We start from the raw sequence: 13519 nt of genomic DNA on the forward strand, positions 1-13519 counted from the left end.
GTCGCGCGAAAGCACTTATTAACCCTTTGCTAACCATACACCCGGCAAGAATTGCCGAGTGAAGTCGAGTGTCGTCGAACGCGTCTAACGGGCGGAGATCCCCGTGAACGCCAGCGCGGTGCCTCACTTTCGGAACGGCGGCCCTGCGGCCGTCGCGCAGACGCTTGGCGGCCGCAGCCGCCAGTCGCGGGGGAGAGCGGCTACCATGGTCGACATCACGGCAGGTCAGGGCACCGCAGGCAAGAGCGGATTGCCGAGCCTCGGCGAGATCGGCGACATCTTAAAGCGCGGCGATATCGCGCTGGCGATCGGCGTCCTCACCATCCTGGTGGTGCTGATCCTGCCGCTGCCCTCGATCGTGCTCGACCTTTTCCTGGCGGTCTCGATCACGGTCTCGATCCTGATCCTGATGACCTCGCTGTTCATCCAAGCGCCGCTGGAATTCTCGTCGTTTCCGACCATCCTGCTGATCTCGACCATGCTGCGGCTGTCGCTGAACATGGCCTCGACCCGGCTGATCCTGAGCCACGGCCATGAGGGCACGGCGGCCGCCGGCCACGTCATCGAGGCGTTCGGCAACTTCGTGATGGGCGGCAACTTCGTGATCGGCATCATCGTGTTCGCGATCCTGGTGATCGTGAATTTCGTGGTCATCACCAAAGGCTCGGGCCGCATCGCCGAAGTCGCGGCGCGCTTCCAGCTGGACTCGATGCCCGGCAAGCAGATGGCGATCGATGCCGACCTCTCCGCCGGCCTGATCGACGAGAAGGCCGCCAAGGAGCGCCGCAAGGCGCTGGAAGACGAGAGCGGCTTCTTCGGCGCGATGGACGGTGCCTCGAAATTCGTCCGCGGCGACGCCATCGCCGGCCTCTTGATCGTCGGCATCAACATCGTCGGCGGCATCATCATCGGCGTCGCCCAGCAGGGCCTCTCCTTCAGCGAAGCCGCCCGCACCTACACCGTGCTGACGGTCGGCGACGGCCTCGTCACCCAGGTGCCCGCGCTGATCGTCTCGACCGCCGCGGGCCTCCTCGTCTCCAAGGCCGGCATCACCGGCGCCGCCGACAAGGCGCTGATGCGCCAGCTCTCGGGCTATCCGCAGGCGCTCGGCATGTCGGCCGGCGTGATGCTGGTGCTGGCGCTGCTGCCGGGCATTCCGACGCTGCCGTTCCTGGCGCTGGGCTCCGGCGCCGCGGTGCTGGCCTGGAACGCACGCAAACAGAAGCGGGCTGCGAAGGCGGCCGAAACGGCAGCAGCCGCCGCCCCTGCTGCAGCCGCGGCCGCCGCCGCTGCAGCCGCGGAAGAGCCGATCGCCGCCGCGCTCAAGATCGACGACCTCAAGATCGAGCTCGGCTACGCGCTGCTGCCGCTGGTCAACGGCCCCGACGGCACCGACCGCCTGACCGAGCAGATCAAGGCGCTGCGCCGCTCGCTGGCCATCGAGATGGGTTTCGTGATGCCGGCGGTGCGCATCCTCGACAACGTCCAGCTCGAAGCCAACAGCTACGTCATCAAGATCAAGGAAGTCGACGCCGGCACCGGCAAGATCTGGCCGAGCCAGTTCATGGTCATGGACCCGGCCGGCAACCAGGTGCAATTGCCCGGCATCCACACCATCGAGCCGACCTTCGGCCTGCCGGCGACCTGGGTCGATGCCGGCCTGAAGGAAGAGGCCGCGCTGAAGGGCTACACCGTGGTCGACGCCGCTACCGTGCTGTCGACGCATCTGACCGAGCTGCTCAAGACCAACATGGCAGACCTGTTGTCCTACGGCGAGGTGCAGAAGCTCTTGAAGGACCTGCCGAAGGAGCAAGGCGAGCTGATCAAGGACATCGTGCCGGGCCAGGTCACCGTGTCGGGCATCCAGCGCGTGCTGCAATTGCTGCTCGCCGAGCGGATCTCGATCCGCGATCTCTCGACCATCCTCGAGGGCATCGCCGACGCGCTGGCGTTCTCGCGCAATCCGGCCACCATGGTCGAGCACGTCCGCGCCCGGCTGGCCCGCCAGATCTGCGCGCAAAACACCTCCCCGAACGGCTATTTGCCGCTGATCGCGCTGTCGGCGCGCTGGGAGCAGGCGTTTGCCGAGTCGATCGTCGGTCAGGGCGACGACCGCAGCCTGGCGATGCAGCCCTCGAAACTGTCGGAGTTCATGACCGCCGTGCGCAACGCCTTCGAGCAGGCGGCGCGCGAGGGCGAGGCGCCGGTCCTGGTGACGTCGGCCGCGATCCGGCCGTTCGTTCGCTCACTGGTGGAACGGTTCCGCTCGCAGACCACGGTCTTGTCGCAAGCCGAGATCCACCCCCGCGCCCGGCTGAAGACGGTCGGCAGCGTTTAGAGTCTCTTGTTCGGAAGCGTTTTCTTCACGCGAGCCGGGCGTCCACTTCGCGCGAAAACGCGCTAGCGGCCGCAAATCATTTGCGTTTTCGTCTGTGTTTTCTCGCCACAGGCAACTGATTTATGTGGAACAGGCCGAAACGGCCCTATCTGGGATGCAACATTCCAGCACCAGTTCAAGACACTGATATTAAATAGCTTTAATGCGTTTCAGATTACCAAAGGGTCATTTTTGATCGCGCCCGATCACGTCTCATCACGGCCTTGTGATGGCCCCTAGGGAACGGAATCGGCAAATCCTACGTTAGCGGGGCACGAGACGTTGAACCGGACAACAGACCGAACCGACAGATTTACTGAGAGCAGGAAGGCGGCAGGAGACTTCCATGAACCACTCGATCTACAGCGCCGATCGTATGACGCACCTGAAGATTGTGGTCGTGGCGTTGTTCGCCGGTATCCTGGTCGCGGGCTTTGGCATCGCGGCACATAATTCGTCGGATGAGGGATACACGCAGACGGCGCGGGTCATGAAGGCCGGCAAGCCCGTCGCGATCACCAGCTCCAGCAACTCGCTGGTCCGCTAACAGGAGAGTTTCACGAATTCACGTAGTGTTCTTTACAGCCCCCCAAAGTCGCTGCGTGGATATTTAAGACCCCCAACTACCCCCAAGTTGACTATCGAAAACGCCCGCTCCCCACGGGCGTTTTCTTTTTTTGCGGGTGGCGGATCGAACTAACCTGCTGCGAAACGCGCAGCTCTATCCTCGTCATTGCGAGCGCAGCGAAGCAATCCATTGCTCCCGAGCACGCGGAACGATGGATTGGATTGCTTCGCTGCGCTCGCAATGACGCGCGGCTACCGTCGGCAACCTCTAACGGTTTGACGGCTGGCCTATCGCGGCGGCGAACCCGACGCGCCCGGCACGGTCTCGATCAGCTTGCCGGTGAAGATCGGTGCCGAGGTCGGCTGGCCGTTCGGCGAACCGCCGGCCTGCTCGACGGTCACCGCATAGGTGGCGCCGTTGATCACGTCGGCGTCATAGCCCGACAGCACCGGACGCGCGGTGAAATCGTCAGCGCCGATCACGCCGAGCGAGCGCGGCTGCGGCAGCTTGTCGGAGATCAGCCAGAGCTCAAAACTCCTGCCGGGCTCCGACGGGGCGCCGACCTTGCGGACGGTAAAATTCTTGGTCGCGCCGTCGATCGTCAGGATGAAGGCCGGCCCGCCATTCTGCCCCTGCAACAGCGCGACATACTGCGCGGACGGCGTCAATGCCGGCGCCGGCGTCTTCACTTCGACGGTCTGGATGCGCGGCTTTGGCCTTATCGCGTTCGGCAAGGCGTCGGGCTTGTAAATCTGCAGGCCGAGCGTCGCCAGCAGCGCGGCCGCGATCGCGGTCGCGGCCGACGCGATGCCGCGCCAGCGTTTCACGCGGCCTGTCAGCGCCGTCACGTTGCGTTCGTCGAAGATGACCCGCGGCGGTCGGGCCTCGGGCAGCCTCCGGGGCTCGGGCGACTGCGCAGGCTCCGGATCGAACGCCGAGCCGAATTCAGGATCGTCCGTGATTGGCGAAGGCGGCGGCGTCACCGTCGTGGCCGGCGTCTCGGGCAGCACAAGCGGCGCCTGCGGCGCGCTCGCATGGCCGATCGCCGCCTTGATGTTGTCCCAGACCACCGGACGCGGCTCGACCAGGCCGACCATCTGGTTCAGCGGCCCGAGCCTGAACTGCCAGGCCTGCACCAGCGCTGCGAACTCGCTGTCGACGGCCATCATGGTCTCGACCTGCGCGCGCTCCTCGGCATCGAGCGTACCGAGCGCATATTCCGCGGCGAGCGCGATATGGTCTTCGCTATAGGCCATCAATCAGAGTCCAAGACACTCCCGGATATCCATCAGGCTGCGGCGCAGCCAGGTCTTCACCGTGTTCACCGGTGTCTCGAACTTTGCGGCGAGCTGCTCGCGGCTCCAGCCGTTGTAATAGGCGAGCAGCACGAGCTTCTGACGATCCGGCTCCAGACGACCGACGCACTCCAGCAACCGCTTCAACTCTTCCGTCATTTCCCGTCGCGCCAGCGGATCGGGCGAGTCGGCGGCGACCTCCATCGCGGCCGGCTCGTCTTCCAGCGATGCCTCGCCGCGCTTGCGCACCACGTCGATGGCGCGGTTGCGCGCGATCGACGTCATCCACGTGATCGGGGAAGACAGGGCTGGGTTGAACTGCCCGGCGCTGTTCCAGATCTTGACGTAAGCCTCCTGGAGGACCTCCTCGGCGAGATCCTGTCGCCGCAAGATACGGAGCACGACGCCGAAGAGTTTCGCGCGGGTCGCGGCGTACAGCCGCTCAAAGGCGGCCTCATCCCCCTTGGCGACGGCGGCGATCAGCCAGACCAGCTCAGCCGGCGTCAGCACTTTGCGCCCTCCAAGCCTCGATCCCCCATCGCGTCATTGCCACCGTGCCGCCGATCATCCCGTCCGGACCGGTGGTAGCATATTTTGGGACACCACGATCCGCCAAATGGCCGACAGGTCGCCGACTTGTGGACAGCGCCCAGCAAAAAGCCCGGGCGATCGGCCCGGGCTCTCAATCTGGTCAGCGGAGGGAGCGAGGGTTCAGGCGATGACGCCGAGACGGGCCCGCATCAGGCCGATCGAATCCATGTCGGCTTGTTCGCGAGCGCTCTCCTCCGCGCGTTCGCGCGCCTGGTCGCGCTCGTCGAGCAGCTCGACCTTCTTCAATTCCTCGAATGCCTCCGACAGCAGCGCCTTGGCGTCATCGAGCTGGGCGCGCAGTTCGTCGGCCGAACGGGTCAGGTTCTCGCGGCGCTGGATCGCGGCCTTGGCATAGGTCGGATAGGCGAAGTGCGTGGGGTCGTTGATCCCGGCGCGCTCCTGCTCGGTCTGGATCTCGCGCTCGAGCTCGACCGACATGCGCTGGAAGTCGGCGATCATGCCTTCGATCTGGGTAACCCGACGGCGCTTTTCGTCGACCTGAAATTTCTTCAGGCGAATCAGCGTTTCACGTGACTTCATCGACTCATACTCCCCAGAAGTCCCAAATCTGAACGCGGGACAGAGCCGGCTCCCCGCTGGGCCCCGCCGGCATAGCTATGGTGTGCCGGCGATGATGGCCTGACAAAGTTAGCGTTCCGTTTCCAAACCCGACAGGATTTGAGCCAGTTGCCGGTAGCCGTCGGGAAGGCTGGTGGATTCGTCCTTGGCCTGGCGCAGGTAGGCCTCGAGCGGCTCATGCAGCCGGATCGCCTCGTCGACCTCCGCGCTGGAACCCGGCCGGTAGGCCCCGAGCCGGATCAATTCCTCCATGTCGGCATAGGTCGCCATCACCTGCCGCGCCTTGTTGATGTAGGGCAGGAAGTCGGGGTCGGCCGACCGCGGCATGGTGCGCGAGACCGACTTGAGGATGTTGACCGCCGGATAGCGGCCGCGCTCGGCGATCGCCCGCTGCATCACGATATGACCGTCGAGGATGCCGCGCACCGCATCCGCGATCGGCTCATTGTGATCGTCGCCGTCGACCAGCACGGTGAAGATCGCGGTGATGGTGCCGTCGCCAGTGCCCGGCCCTGCCCGCTCGAGCAGCTTCGGCAGTTCGGTGAACACGGTCGGCGTGTAGCCCTTGGCGGTCGGCGGCTCGCCCGCCGAGAGGCCGATCTCGCGCTGCGCCATCGCAAAGCGCGTCACCGAGTCCATCAGGCACAGCACATCCTGTTCCTCGTCGCGGAAATACTCCGCGATGGCGAGCGTCAGATACGCCGCCTGGCGCCGCATCAGCGCCGGCTCGTCCGAGGTCGCGACCACCACGACCGAGCGCGCCAGCCCCTCCTCGCCGAGATCCTCCTGGAGGAATTCCTGCACCTCGCGGCCGCGTTCGCCGATCAGCCCGATCACCGAGATCGCGGCATCGACATTGCGCGCCAGCATCGACAGCAGCACCGACTTGCCGACGCCGGAGCCGGCGAAGATGCCGAGCCGCTGGCCGCGGCAGCAGGTCAGGAAGGTATTGAGACCGCGCACGCCGAGATCGAGCGGCGGGCCGACCCGCTTGCGCGAATGCGCCGGCGGCGGCGAATTGCGGTAGGACATCGGCGAAGCGCCCTGCACCAGCGGGCCCTTGCCGTCGATCGGCTCGCCCATCGCGTTGACGACGCGGCCGAGCCAGGCCGGCGACGGCCGCACCTGGCTCGCCGCATTGGCGATCACCGCGCGGCAACCGCGCCTTACGCCATCTAATCCGCCGAACGGCATCACCACCGCGTTCTCGCCGGAGAAGCCGATCACCTCGGCGGGGATGAAGCGGCCCGCGCCGACGTCGATCACGATGCGGGCGCCGACCGACATCGTGTGAATGGGGCCCGCGATCTCGACCATCAGCCCGCGGACGCCGACCACGCGGCCATAAATATTGACGCCGTCGATGTCGCCGATCTGCTCCGCGAGCGCCTTCATTGCGAAAACCTTAAGTTTCCACGATTTTGCGCCGGCCGCTTAACTTCGTGTTTACCCGCATCATTAATCATTGCGTCACTGTCTTTGGTGACTGAGGTCGCTTGCCCATCAGAAGAAGGGCGAGTCGCGAGAGTCGGTTAGGCCCGGCTCTTAATGTGGAAACTGAACGAGCGCGGTTAGGAAAAGCTTCTTCTACGCAATATCTTAGGGCGATTCGACAAAAATTGCACGGTTAGAGCTTGCGTCGAGGAATCAGTTTTTGTTAACCATATCTCGTCAGGATCCGAATCAGTTGTTCAAAGGCGTTTTGTGAGTGCCGCAAGTGCGGCCGACCTGACGCCCGGAGCGGCGACTATAGGGGACTGGCATGCGCGTTTTGCTGATTGAAGATGACAGCGCCGTCGCGCAGTCGATCGAATTGATGCTCAAGTCCGAGAGTTTCAACGTCTACACGACGGACCTCGGCGAAGAGGGCGTCGATCTCGGCAAGCTTTACGACTACGACATCATCCTTCTCGACCTCAACCTGCCCGACATGTCCGGCTACGACGTGCTCAAGCAGCTCCGGGTGTCGAAGATCAAAACTCCCATTCTGATCCTCTCCGGCCTCGCCGGCATCGAGGACAAGGTCAAGGGTCTCGGCGTCGGCGCCGACGACTACATGACCAAGCCCTTCCACAAGGACGAACTGGTCGCCCGCATCCACGCGATCGTGCGCCGCTCCAAGGGCCACGCCCAATCGGTCATCCAGACCGGCGATCTCGTCGTCAATCTCGACACCAAAACGGTCGAGGTCGGCGGCCAGCGCGTGCACCTGACCGGCAAGGAATACCAGATGCTGGAGCTGCTCTCGCTCCGCAAGGGCACCACCCTCACCAAGGAAATGTTCCTCAACCATCTCTACGGCGGCATGGACGAGCCGGAGCTGAAGATCATCGACGTCTTCATCTGCAAGCTCCGCAAGAAGCTCGCCAATGCCTCCGAAGGCCGCAACTTCATCGAGACCGTGTGGGGCCGCGGCTATGTGCTGCGCGAGCCGCACGAGGCCGACGAGCGCATTCCCGCCTGACCTTCTGGGCCCGCAGAGAACCGCAAGGTTCGCTCCTTTCGACCTGAACCCCGCCGCAAATGGCGGGGTTTTTGTTTGGGATTGAACCGGCTGTCGGCATGCGCCGACCAAGGGAACGTGCAATCCTGCCTCGCGCGAATCCCGACGAACTCCCGGACCGCCCCGACATGATCCTGCAATCCCTCGCCGGGCTGCCGGCGTTCCTGGTCTATTTCTGCACGGCACTGATCGCCGTGGTCGCCTACCTCTTCGTCTACACGCGCGTCACGCCGCATGACGAATTCCAGCTGATCCGCGACAACGATCCGGCAGCGGCGATTGCGCTGGGCTTAAGCCTGCTCGGCTTCGTGCTGCCGGTGGTCAGCGCCATCGCCCATTCCGCCAACGTGGTGGACTGCCTGATCTGGAGCATCATCGCGCTGATCGTGCAGATCATCGTCTATTACATCGTGAAGATCCCGGTGCCGAACCTGTCGGCGCGGATCGCCTCCGGCGAAATGGCGCCGGCGATCTGGCTCGGGCTGTCCTCGCTGGCCGCAGGCGCGCTGAACGCGGCCTGCATGATCTACTGAGCCGTTGAGCCAAACCATGGCGCGCAAACCGAACCCGGACTTCGGCAAACGGCGACCCGTCGTGCCGGCGGTGCCGACGCCGCCGCGGCCGGAGGCGCCGTCCAAGCGCTCCAACCACGTCGCGCTGCTCTTGATGGGCACGCTCGCGGTCGGCGGCAGTGCCTACGCGCTGATGCCGCGGTCGAATTGCCAGCCGGTGCCACCGACGCCGCCGGGCGTCACCGCACCGGGCGTCGCCACACCGGTCCCGCCGCAACCCGGCGTCGACTGCACGGCGCGCAGTTCGTCGTCGGGATCGAGCGGCAGCGGCGGCTCGTCGCGCAGCAGCTTCTACAGCAGTTCCTCGTCGAGCGGCTCCTCTTCTTCGTCGAGCTCATCGTCAAGCTCGTCGGTGAGCCGCGGCGGCTTCGGTTCATTCGCGCATGCGTTCGGCTTCAGCGGCGGCTGATGCGCATGTTGCCGTGTCATCGCTATGTCATCCCGCTTTCGCTTGCCCGGCGAACGCAGCTGATGGAAACTCGCCATGGCTCCGCAGACGGCAAGGCAGGGATTGCGTCCATGAAACGCTCGCGCCGCGTATGGCTGAAATTGATGGGAAGTATCGCGATCGGCGCGGCGTCGATCGGCCTGACGACAAGCCATGCCCGCAGCCACCATCACCACGCAGGACACGACGCGAAGCGAAAGTCCGCGGAACGGTCGCCCTCCGGCGGCTTCGGCGGGGCGCCGCGCACCATCGCCCGCTACGGCGACGACGATCCGTCGCATGGCGGAAGCTGACACCAGGCTGACGAGCGAGCGCGGTTTTCCCTCATGCAACGCATCGCATGTCCCGAACGCGACGATTGGCGGACGACTGCCGAGAATGCCGGCTTCACCTTCCACACCATCGACGGCGAACGTTACTGGGACGAGCGCGCCTATTACGCCTTCGCGCTGGACGAGATCGAGCGCTCGATCGAGGCGCCGACCAGCGAGATCGACGCGATGTGCCTCGAACTCGCCGGACGCGCGGTCAAGGATGAGCGCTATCTGCGCCGGCTGAAGATACCGGAGGCGTTCTGGGATCTGATCGCGGCAAGCTGGCGCCGCAAGAATCCGAGCCTGTACGGCCGGCTCGATCTCACCTTCGACGGCCGCGGCCCGGCCAAGCTGCTCGAATACAATGCCGACACGCCGACCTCGATCTTCGAGGCCGCGGTGTTTCAATGGACCTGGCTCGAGCAGGCGATCCAACGCAACATCATCCCGAAGCGCGCCGACCAGTTCAACTCGATCCACGACCGGCTGATCGAGGCCTGGAAGAGGATCGGCGCGACCCACCCGCTGCATCTCACCGAACTGACCGGAAATCCCGAGGACGCCGGCACGCTCGCCTATCTCGAGGACACCGCGGCGCAGGCCGGGCTGAAGACCACGCTGCTCGACATCGAAGAGATCGGACTGCGCGACGACGGTCAATTCGTCGACCTCGATGAACGCCCGATCGCGCTCGCGTTCAAGCTCTATCCCTGGGAATGGATGTTTCACGACGCGTTCGGCAAGAACCTCTCGACCGCGCCCACGCAATGGATCGAGCCGCCGTGGAAGGCGATCCTCTCCAACAAGGGCATCCTGCCGTTGCTCTGGGAGATGTTCCCGAACCATCCCAATCTGCTGCCGGCCTATTTCGATGACGACCCGCAGGCCGCCCAGCTCGGCACTTCGTTCGTGCGCAAGCCGATCTATTCGCGCGAGGGCGCCAATGTCGAGCTGGTCAGCGCCGGCGTCACGCTGGTCGCCGAGCGAGGCCCCTACGGCGCCGAAGGCTTCATCCGCCAGGCACTCGCGCCGCTGCCGAATTTCTCCGGGCAGTATCCCGTGCTCGGCAGCTGGCTGGTCGACGGCACGCCCTGCGGACTCTCGATTCGGGAAGACGAAAATCCGATCACCGGCAACACCTCGCGCTTCCTGCCGCACGCGATTTTGTAGCGGTGTCGGTCGACGCGTCCCGTTCCCCGTCATCCTGAGGAGCCGCGAAGCGGCGTCTCGAAGGATCGACGGCCCGGCCGGTGGCCGTGCATCCTTCGAGACGCGCGCAAGAGCGCGCTCCTCAGGATGACGGACAAACAATTGCCGATCGCTCAGGAAAACGGAATCACCGCGCGGCGGACGCGACCGCCTTCAGCACATGCAGCGCGGCGCCGGCGCGCGCGACTGGCGCAGTGTTCGGCTGATACAGCCCGCGCCGGTCGGGATAGGGCCTGAACAGATTGGTGATGCCGACCACGGATTCCGCCGCGCCAAGCGCGAGCACGCCGTCAGGCTCGAGCATCCGGGCCACCTTGCCGAAGATGCCGGCCTTGGTCTGCTGATCGAAATAGATCAGCACGTTGCGGCAGAAGATCACGTCGAAGGTGCCGAGATGCGAGACGTCCTGCAGCAGATTGAGCTGGCGGTGCTGCACCATGCCGCGGATATCGGCGTTCAGCTGCCAGAGCTCGCCCTTCTGCACGAAATACTTGACCAGTAGCTGGATCGGCAGGCCGCGCTGCACCTCGAACTGGCTGAACAGGCCGGCCTTGGCCTTTTCGAGCACCGCCTGCGACAGGTCGGTCGCGATGATCTCGATGCGCCAGCCGGCAAACAGCGCTGTCATCTCCTTCAGCAGCATCGCGATCGAATAGGGCTCCTGCCCGGTCGACGACGCCGCGCACCAGATACGCAAGCTGCGGCGCGCCGCGCGCGCCTGCGCGAGTGCGGGCAGCACCGCTTCCTTCAGATGGTCGAACGGGATCTTGTCGCGGAAGAAGAAGGTCTCGTTGGTGGTCATCGCTTCGACCACCTCGGACGTCAGCAGTTCGGCGCCGCCCCTCATCCGCTGCACCAGTTCGGGAATCCCGGCGAGGTTCGACCGGCGCGCCAAGGGCAGCAGGCGGCTCTCGACGAGATATTGCTTGTCGGCCGAGAGATCGAGGCCGGAACGCTCCCTCAGCAGCTTACGCAGATACTCATAGTCCAGCGGCGTCACGAACGGTCTCCCGCAAACACCCGAACAAGCTTCGGTGCGATCTGGTTGAGCGGCAGCACCGCGGCGCAGATGCCGGCATTGACCGCGGCACCCGGCATGCCCCACACCACGCTGGTCGCTTCGTCCTGCGCGATCACGCTGCCGCCGGCGGCGACGATGTCCTTGCCGCCGCGCATGCCGTCGGAGCCCATGCCGGTCAGGATCACCGACATGATGCTGCCCTGCCAGACATCGATCGCGGAGGTGAACATCGGATCCACCGCGGGCTTGCAGAAATTGACCGGTGGCCCGTCGTCGAGCGCGATCGTGGCATCGACGCCGTGGCGCGCGATGCGCATGTGGCGCCCGCCCGGCGCCAGATAGATCTGGCCCGGCTTGATGCTTTCGCCGTCGATCCCCTCATGCGCCGGCCGCTTGCTGGTGCGCGCCAGATGCTCGGCGAGAATGGTCGTGAAGGTCGGCGGCATGTGCTGGGTGATCAGCACCGGAAAGCGATCGATCACCGGGCCGATCTCGGCGACCAGCGTCATCAGCGCCTGCGGTCCGCCGGTCGATGAGCCGATCAGCAGCACCTTGGGCGGTAGCAGGCCGAACGAACGGCGCGTGGCCTGGGTCGGCGCCGTGTGCGCGGCAGCGGGAGCCACCGGACGCGGTCTGTCATGACCGGGCGCAAGCGGCGGGCTTGCCGTCGTGTGCACCGGGCTGCGGCGCGCCTTGGCGCCGAGATGACGGATCTTCTGGATCAGGTCGTGGCGGAAGGTTTCCGCGGCGGTGGCCTCGCGCGTGCTTTCCGGCTTCGGAATGTAGTCGGCCGCACCGAGCGAGAGTGCCTTCAGGCTGATCTCCGCGTTGCGGCGGGTCAGCGTCGAGGCCATGATGACGACGAGATCGCGCTTCTTCGCCAGGAGCTGCGGCAGCGCCGAGATACCGTCGAGGTCGGGCATCTCGATATCGAGCACCGCGACATCGGGGTTGATGCGCTCGAGCTGGTTGACGGCGTCGAGGCCGGTGCGCAGCGAGGCGACGACCTCCATGTCGGGCTCGGCGCCGATCCAGCGCGAGATCATCCCGCGGATCACCACGGAATCGTCGACCACCATCACCCGCACCTTGTCGGAACGGGTCGATGTCGGGACCGCAGTACTTGTCAACGCAACACTCATGACTTCACCAGCGACGCAACACGACGCACAACAACCGTTGAGCCGAAGGCTTCTGCCGCCGGATCGAACGAAGAATCTAAGTCAGCATGATCTCCGCGCAAACGCTTCGCGTTTGTCGCAGGGAAAACCGGTTCCCACTTTTCCGGATCATGCTCTAAATCAGTCCGACTTCCTGGAACTTCGCAGTGACGATGTCCCGGTCGAACGGCTTCATGATGTACTCGTTGGCACCGGCATGCAGCGCGCGTGCGATATGCGCGACGTCATTCTCGGTGGTGCAGAACACGACCTTGGGCTGATCGCCGCCGGGCATGCGGCGGAGATTGCCGAGAAACTCGTAGCCGTCCATGACAGGCATGTTCCAGTCGAGCAGCACCGCTTCCGGCATCGCGCGCTTGCAGGCTTCGAGCGCCTTGGCGCCGTCCTCGGCCTCGACGATCTGGAAGTCGAGCCCTTCCAGAATGCGGCGGGCGACCTTGCGAATGACGCTTGAGTCATCGACAACAAGACAGGTTCTCATCTGCGACCTCTACTTCCTCATCCCCGGTGGGATGTTTCAGTTCTTCAGTTCGGCGGCCCTGTTCACGCCGCTTTGGCGTCGGGCACCAGTTCGAGCACGCGATCGACATCGAGGACGACCATGAGCTGGCCGTCGAGGCGGTGGACGCCGCCGGCGAGCTTGGCCATGCGGGGATCGAGGTTGACCGGATTGTCCTCGCGGCTGTCGTCGGGCAGCCGCAGCACCTCGCCGATCTGGTCGATCAACAGGCCATAGGATTCGCCGCGCTGGTCGACGCCGACCGCCATCGGCAGTTGGCCGTCATCGGCCTTCGGCAGCCCGAGCCGGGCGCGCATGTCGACCACGGTGACGATGCGGCCGCGCAGATTGAGCACGCCGGC

The 13519-nt window shown here is 65.0% G+C and carries 15 protein-coding genes; 7 read left to right on the top strand and 8 right to left on the bottom strand.

Annotation, left to right across the window (positions count from 1 at the left end; all coding sequences use genetic code 11):
- Positions 1 to 205 precede the first annotated feature (205 nt).
- Positions 206 to 2338: a flagellar biosynthesis protein FlhA gene (gene flhA / locus PMN64_RS16675; protein WP_304496722.1), complete on the top strand. Its 2133-nt coding sequence runs from the start codon at positions 206 to 208 to the stop codon at positions 2336 to 2338.
- A gap of 385 nt (positions 2339 to 2723) precedes the next feature.
- Entirely contained in the window at positions 2724 to 2924 is a 201-nt protein-coding gene (locus PMN64_RS16680; protein WP_016848568.1) for a hypothetical protein, read from the top strand.
- 308 nt (positions 2925 to 3232) lie between these two features.
- Here PMN64_RS16680 and PMN64_RS16685 read toward each other — a convergent pair whose 3' ends face one another.
- The 4 genes from PMN64_RS16685 to fliI form a co-directional block, all read right to left on the bottom strand.
- Complete coding sequence (locus tag PMN64_RS16685) at positions 3233 to 4201, bottom strand: anti-sigma factor domain-containing protein (RefSeq protein WP_411781407.1); 969 nt, start codon at positions 4199 to 4201, stop codon at positions 3233 to 3235.
- A 3-nt stretch (positions 4202 to 4204) separates the two neighbouring features.
- Positions 4205 to 4750, bottom strand: a complete 546-nt coding sequence (locus tag PMN64_RS16690; protein ID WP_038382814.1) for a sigma-70 family RNA polymerase sigma factor — start codon at positions 4748 to 4750, stop codon at positions 4205 to 4207.
- Between the two features lie 201 nt (positions 4751 to 4951).
- Positions 4952 to 5371, bottom strand: a complete 420-nt coding sequence (fliJ, locus tag PMN64_RS16695; RefSeq protein WP_016848565.1) for a flagellar export protein FliJ — start codon at positions 5369 to 5371, stop codon at positions 4952 to 4954.
- Positions 5372 to 5479: 108 nt separating this feature from the next.
- Entirely contained in the window at positions 5480 to 6805 is a 1326-nt protein-coding gene (gene fliI, locus PMN64_RS16700; protein ID WP_411781408.1) for a flagellar protein export ATPase FliI, read from the bottom strand.
- A 367-nt stretch (positions 6806 to 7172) separates the two neighbouring features.
- On the opposite strand from fliI, the gene ctrA reads away from it, so the two are divergent.
- From ctrA to PMN64_RS16725, 5 genes are all read left to right on the top strand, one after another.
- Positions 7173 to 7874, top strand: coding sequence for a response regulator transcription factor CtrA (gene ctrA, locus PMN64_RS16705; protein ID WP_016848562.1), 702 nt, complete (start codon positions 7173 to 7175; stop codon positions 7872 to 7874).
- Positions 7875 to 8041: 167 nt separating this feature from the next.
- Positions 8042 to 8446 carry a DUF350 domain-containing protein gene (locus PMN64_RS16710; protein ID WP_016848561.1) on the top strand — a complete coding sequence of 135 codons (405 nt, stop codon included), beginning with the start codon at positions 8042 to 8044 and terminating at the stop codon, positions 8444 to 8446.
- A gap of 16 nt (positions 8447 to 8462) precedes the next feature.
- Positions 8463 to 8894 carry a hypothetical protein gene (locus PMN64_RS16715; protein ID WP_411781409.1) on the top strand — a complete coding sequence of 144 codons (432 nt, stop codon included), beginning with the start codon at positions 8463 to 8465 and terminating at the stop codon, positions 8892 to 8894.
- A complete protein-coding gene (locus PMN64_RS16720; protein ID WP_411781410.1) occupies positions 8894 to 9226 on the top strand; it encodes a hypothetical protein in 333 nt (110 codons plus the stop codon). The genes PMN64_RS16715 and PMN64_RS16720 overlap by 1 nt, the downstream gene beginning before the upstream one ends.
- A gap of 33 nt (positions 9227 to 9259) precedes the next feature.
- Positions 9260 to 10417, top strand: a complete 1158-nt coding sequence (locus PMN64_RS16725; RefSeq protein ID WP_411781411.1) for a glutathionylspermidine synthase family protein — start codon at positions 9260 to 9262, stop codon at positions 10415 to 10417.
- 166 nt (positions 10418 to 10583) lie between these two features.
- Here the strand turns inward: PMN64_RS16725 and PMN64_RS16730 are convergent, their stop codons facing one another.
- The 4 genes from PMN64_RS16730 to PMN64_RS16745 all read right to left on the bottom strand — a co-directional run.
- Positions 10584 to 11456, bottom strand: a complete 873-nt coding sequence (locus tag PMN64_RS16730) for a CheR family methyltransferase (RefSeq protein ID WP_028341267.1) — start codon at positions 11454 to 11456, stop codon at positions 10584 to 10586.
- On the bottom strand, positions 11453 to 12619 hold the full coding sequence (locus PMN64_RS16735; RefSeq protein WP_411781412.1) for a protein-glutamate methylesterase/protein-glutamine glutaminase: 1167 nt from the start codon (positions 12617 to 12619) through the stop codon (positions 11453 to 11455). The genes PMN64_RS16730 and PMN64_RS16735 overlap by 4 nt, the downstream gene beginning before the upstream one ends.
- Before the next feature lie 154 nt (positions 12620 to 12773).
- Positions 12774 to 13139: a PleD family two-component system response regulator gene (locus PMN64_RS16740; protein ID WP_018273268.1), complete on the bottom strand. Its 366-nt coding sequence runs from the start codon at positions 13137 to 13139 to the stop codon at positions 12774 to 12776.
- Between the two features lie 62 nt (positions 13140 to 13201).
- A partial coding sequence (locus PMN64_RS16745) for a chemotaxis protein CheW (RefSeq protein ID WP_411781413.1) occupies positions 13202 to 13519 on the bottom strand: 318 nt, incomplete at its 5' end.

It is taken from the genome of Bradyrhizobium sp. UFLA01-814 (assembly GCF_046718885.1).
Classification (GTDB): domain Bacteria; phylum Pseudomonadota; class Alphaproteobacteria; order Rhizobiales; family Xanthobacteraceae; genus Bradyrhizobium; species Bradyrhizobium elkanii.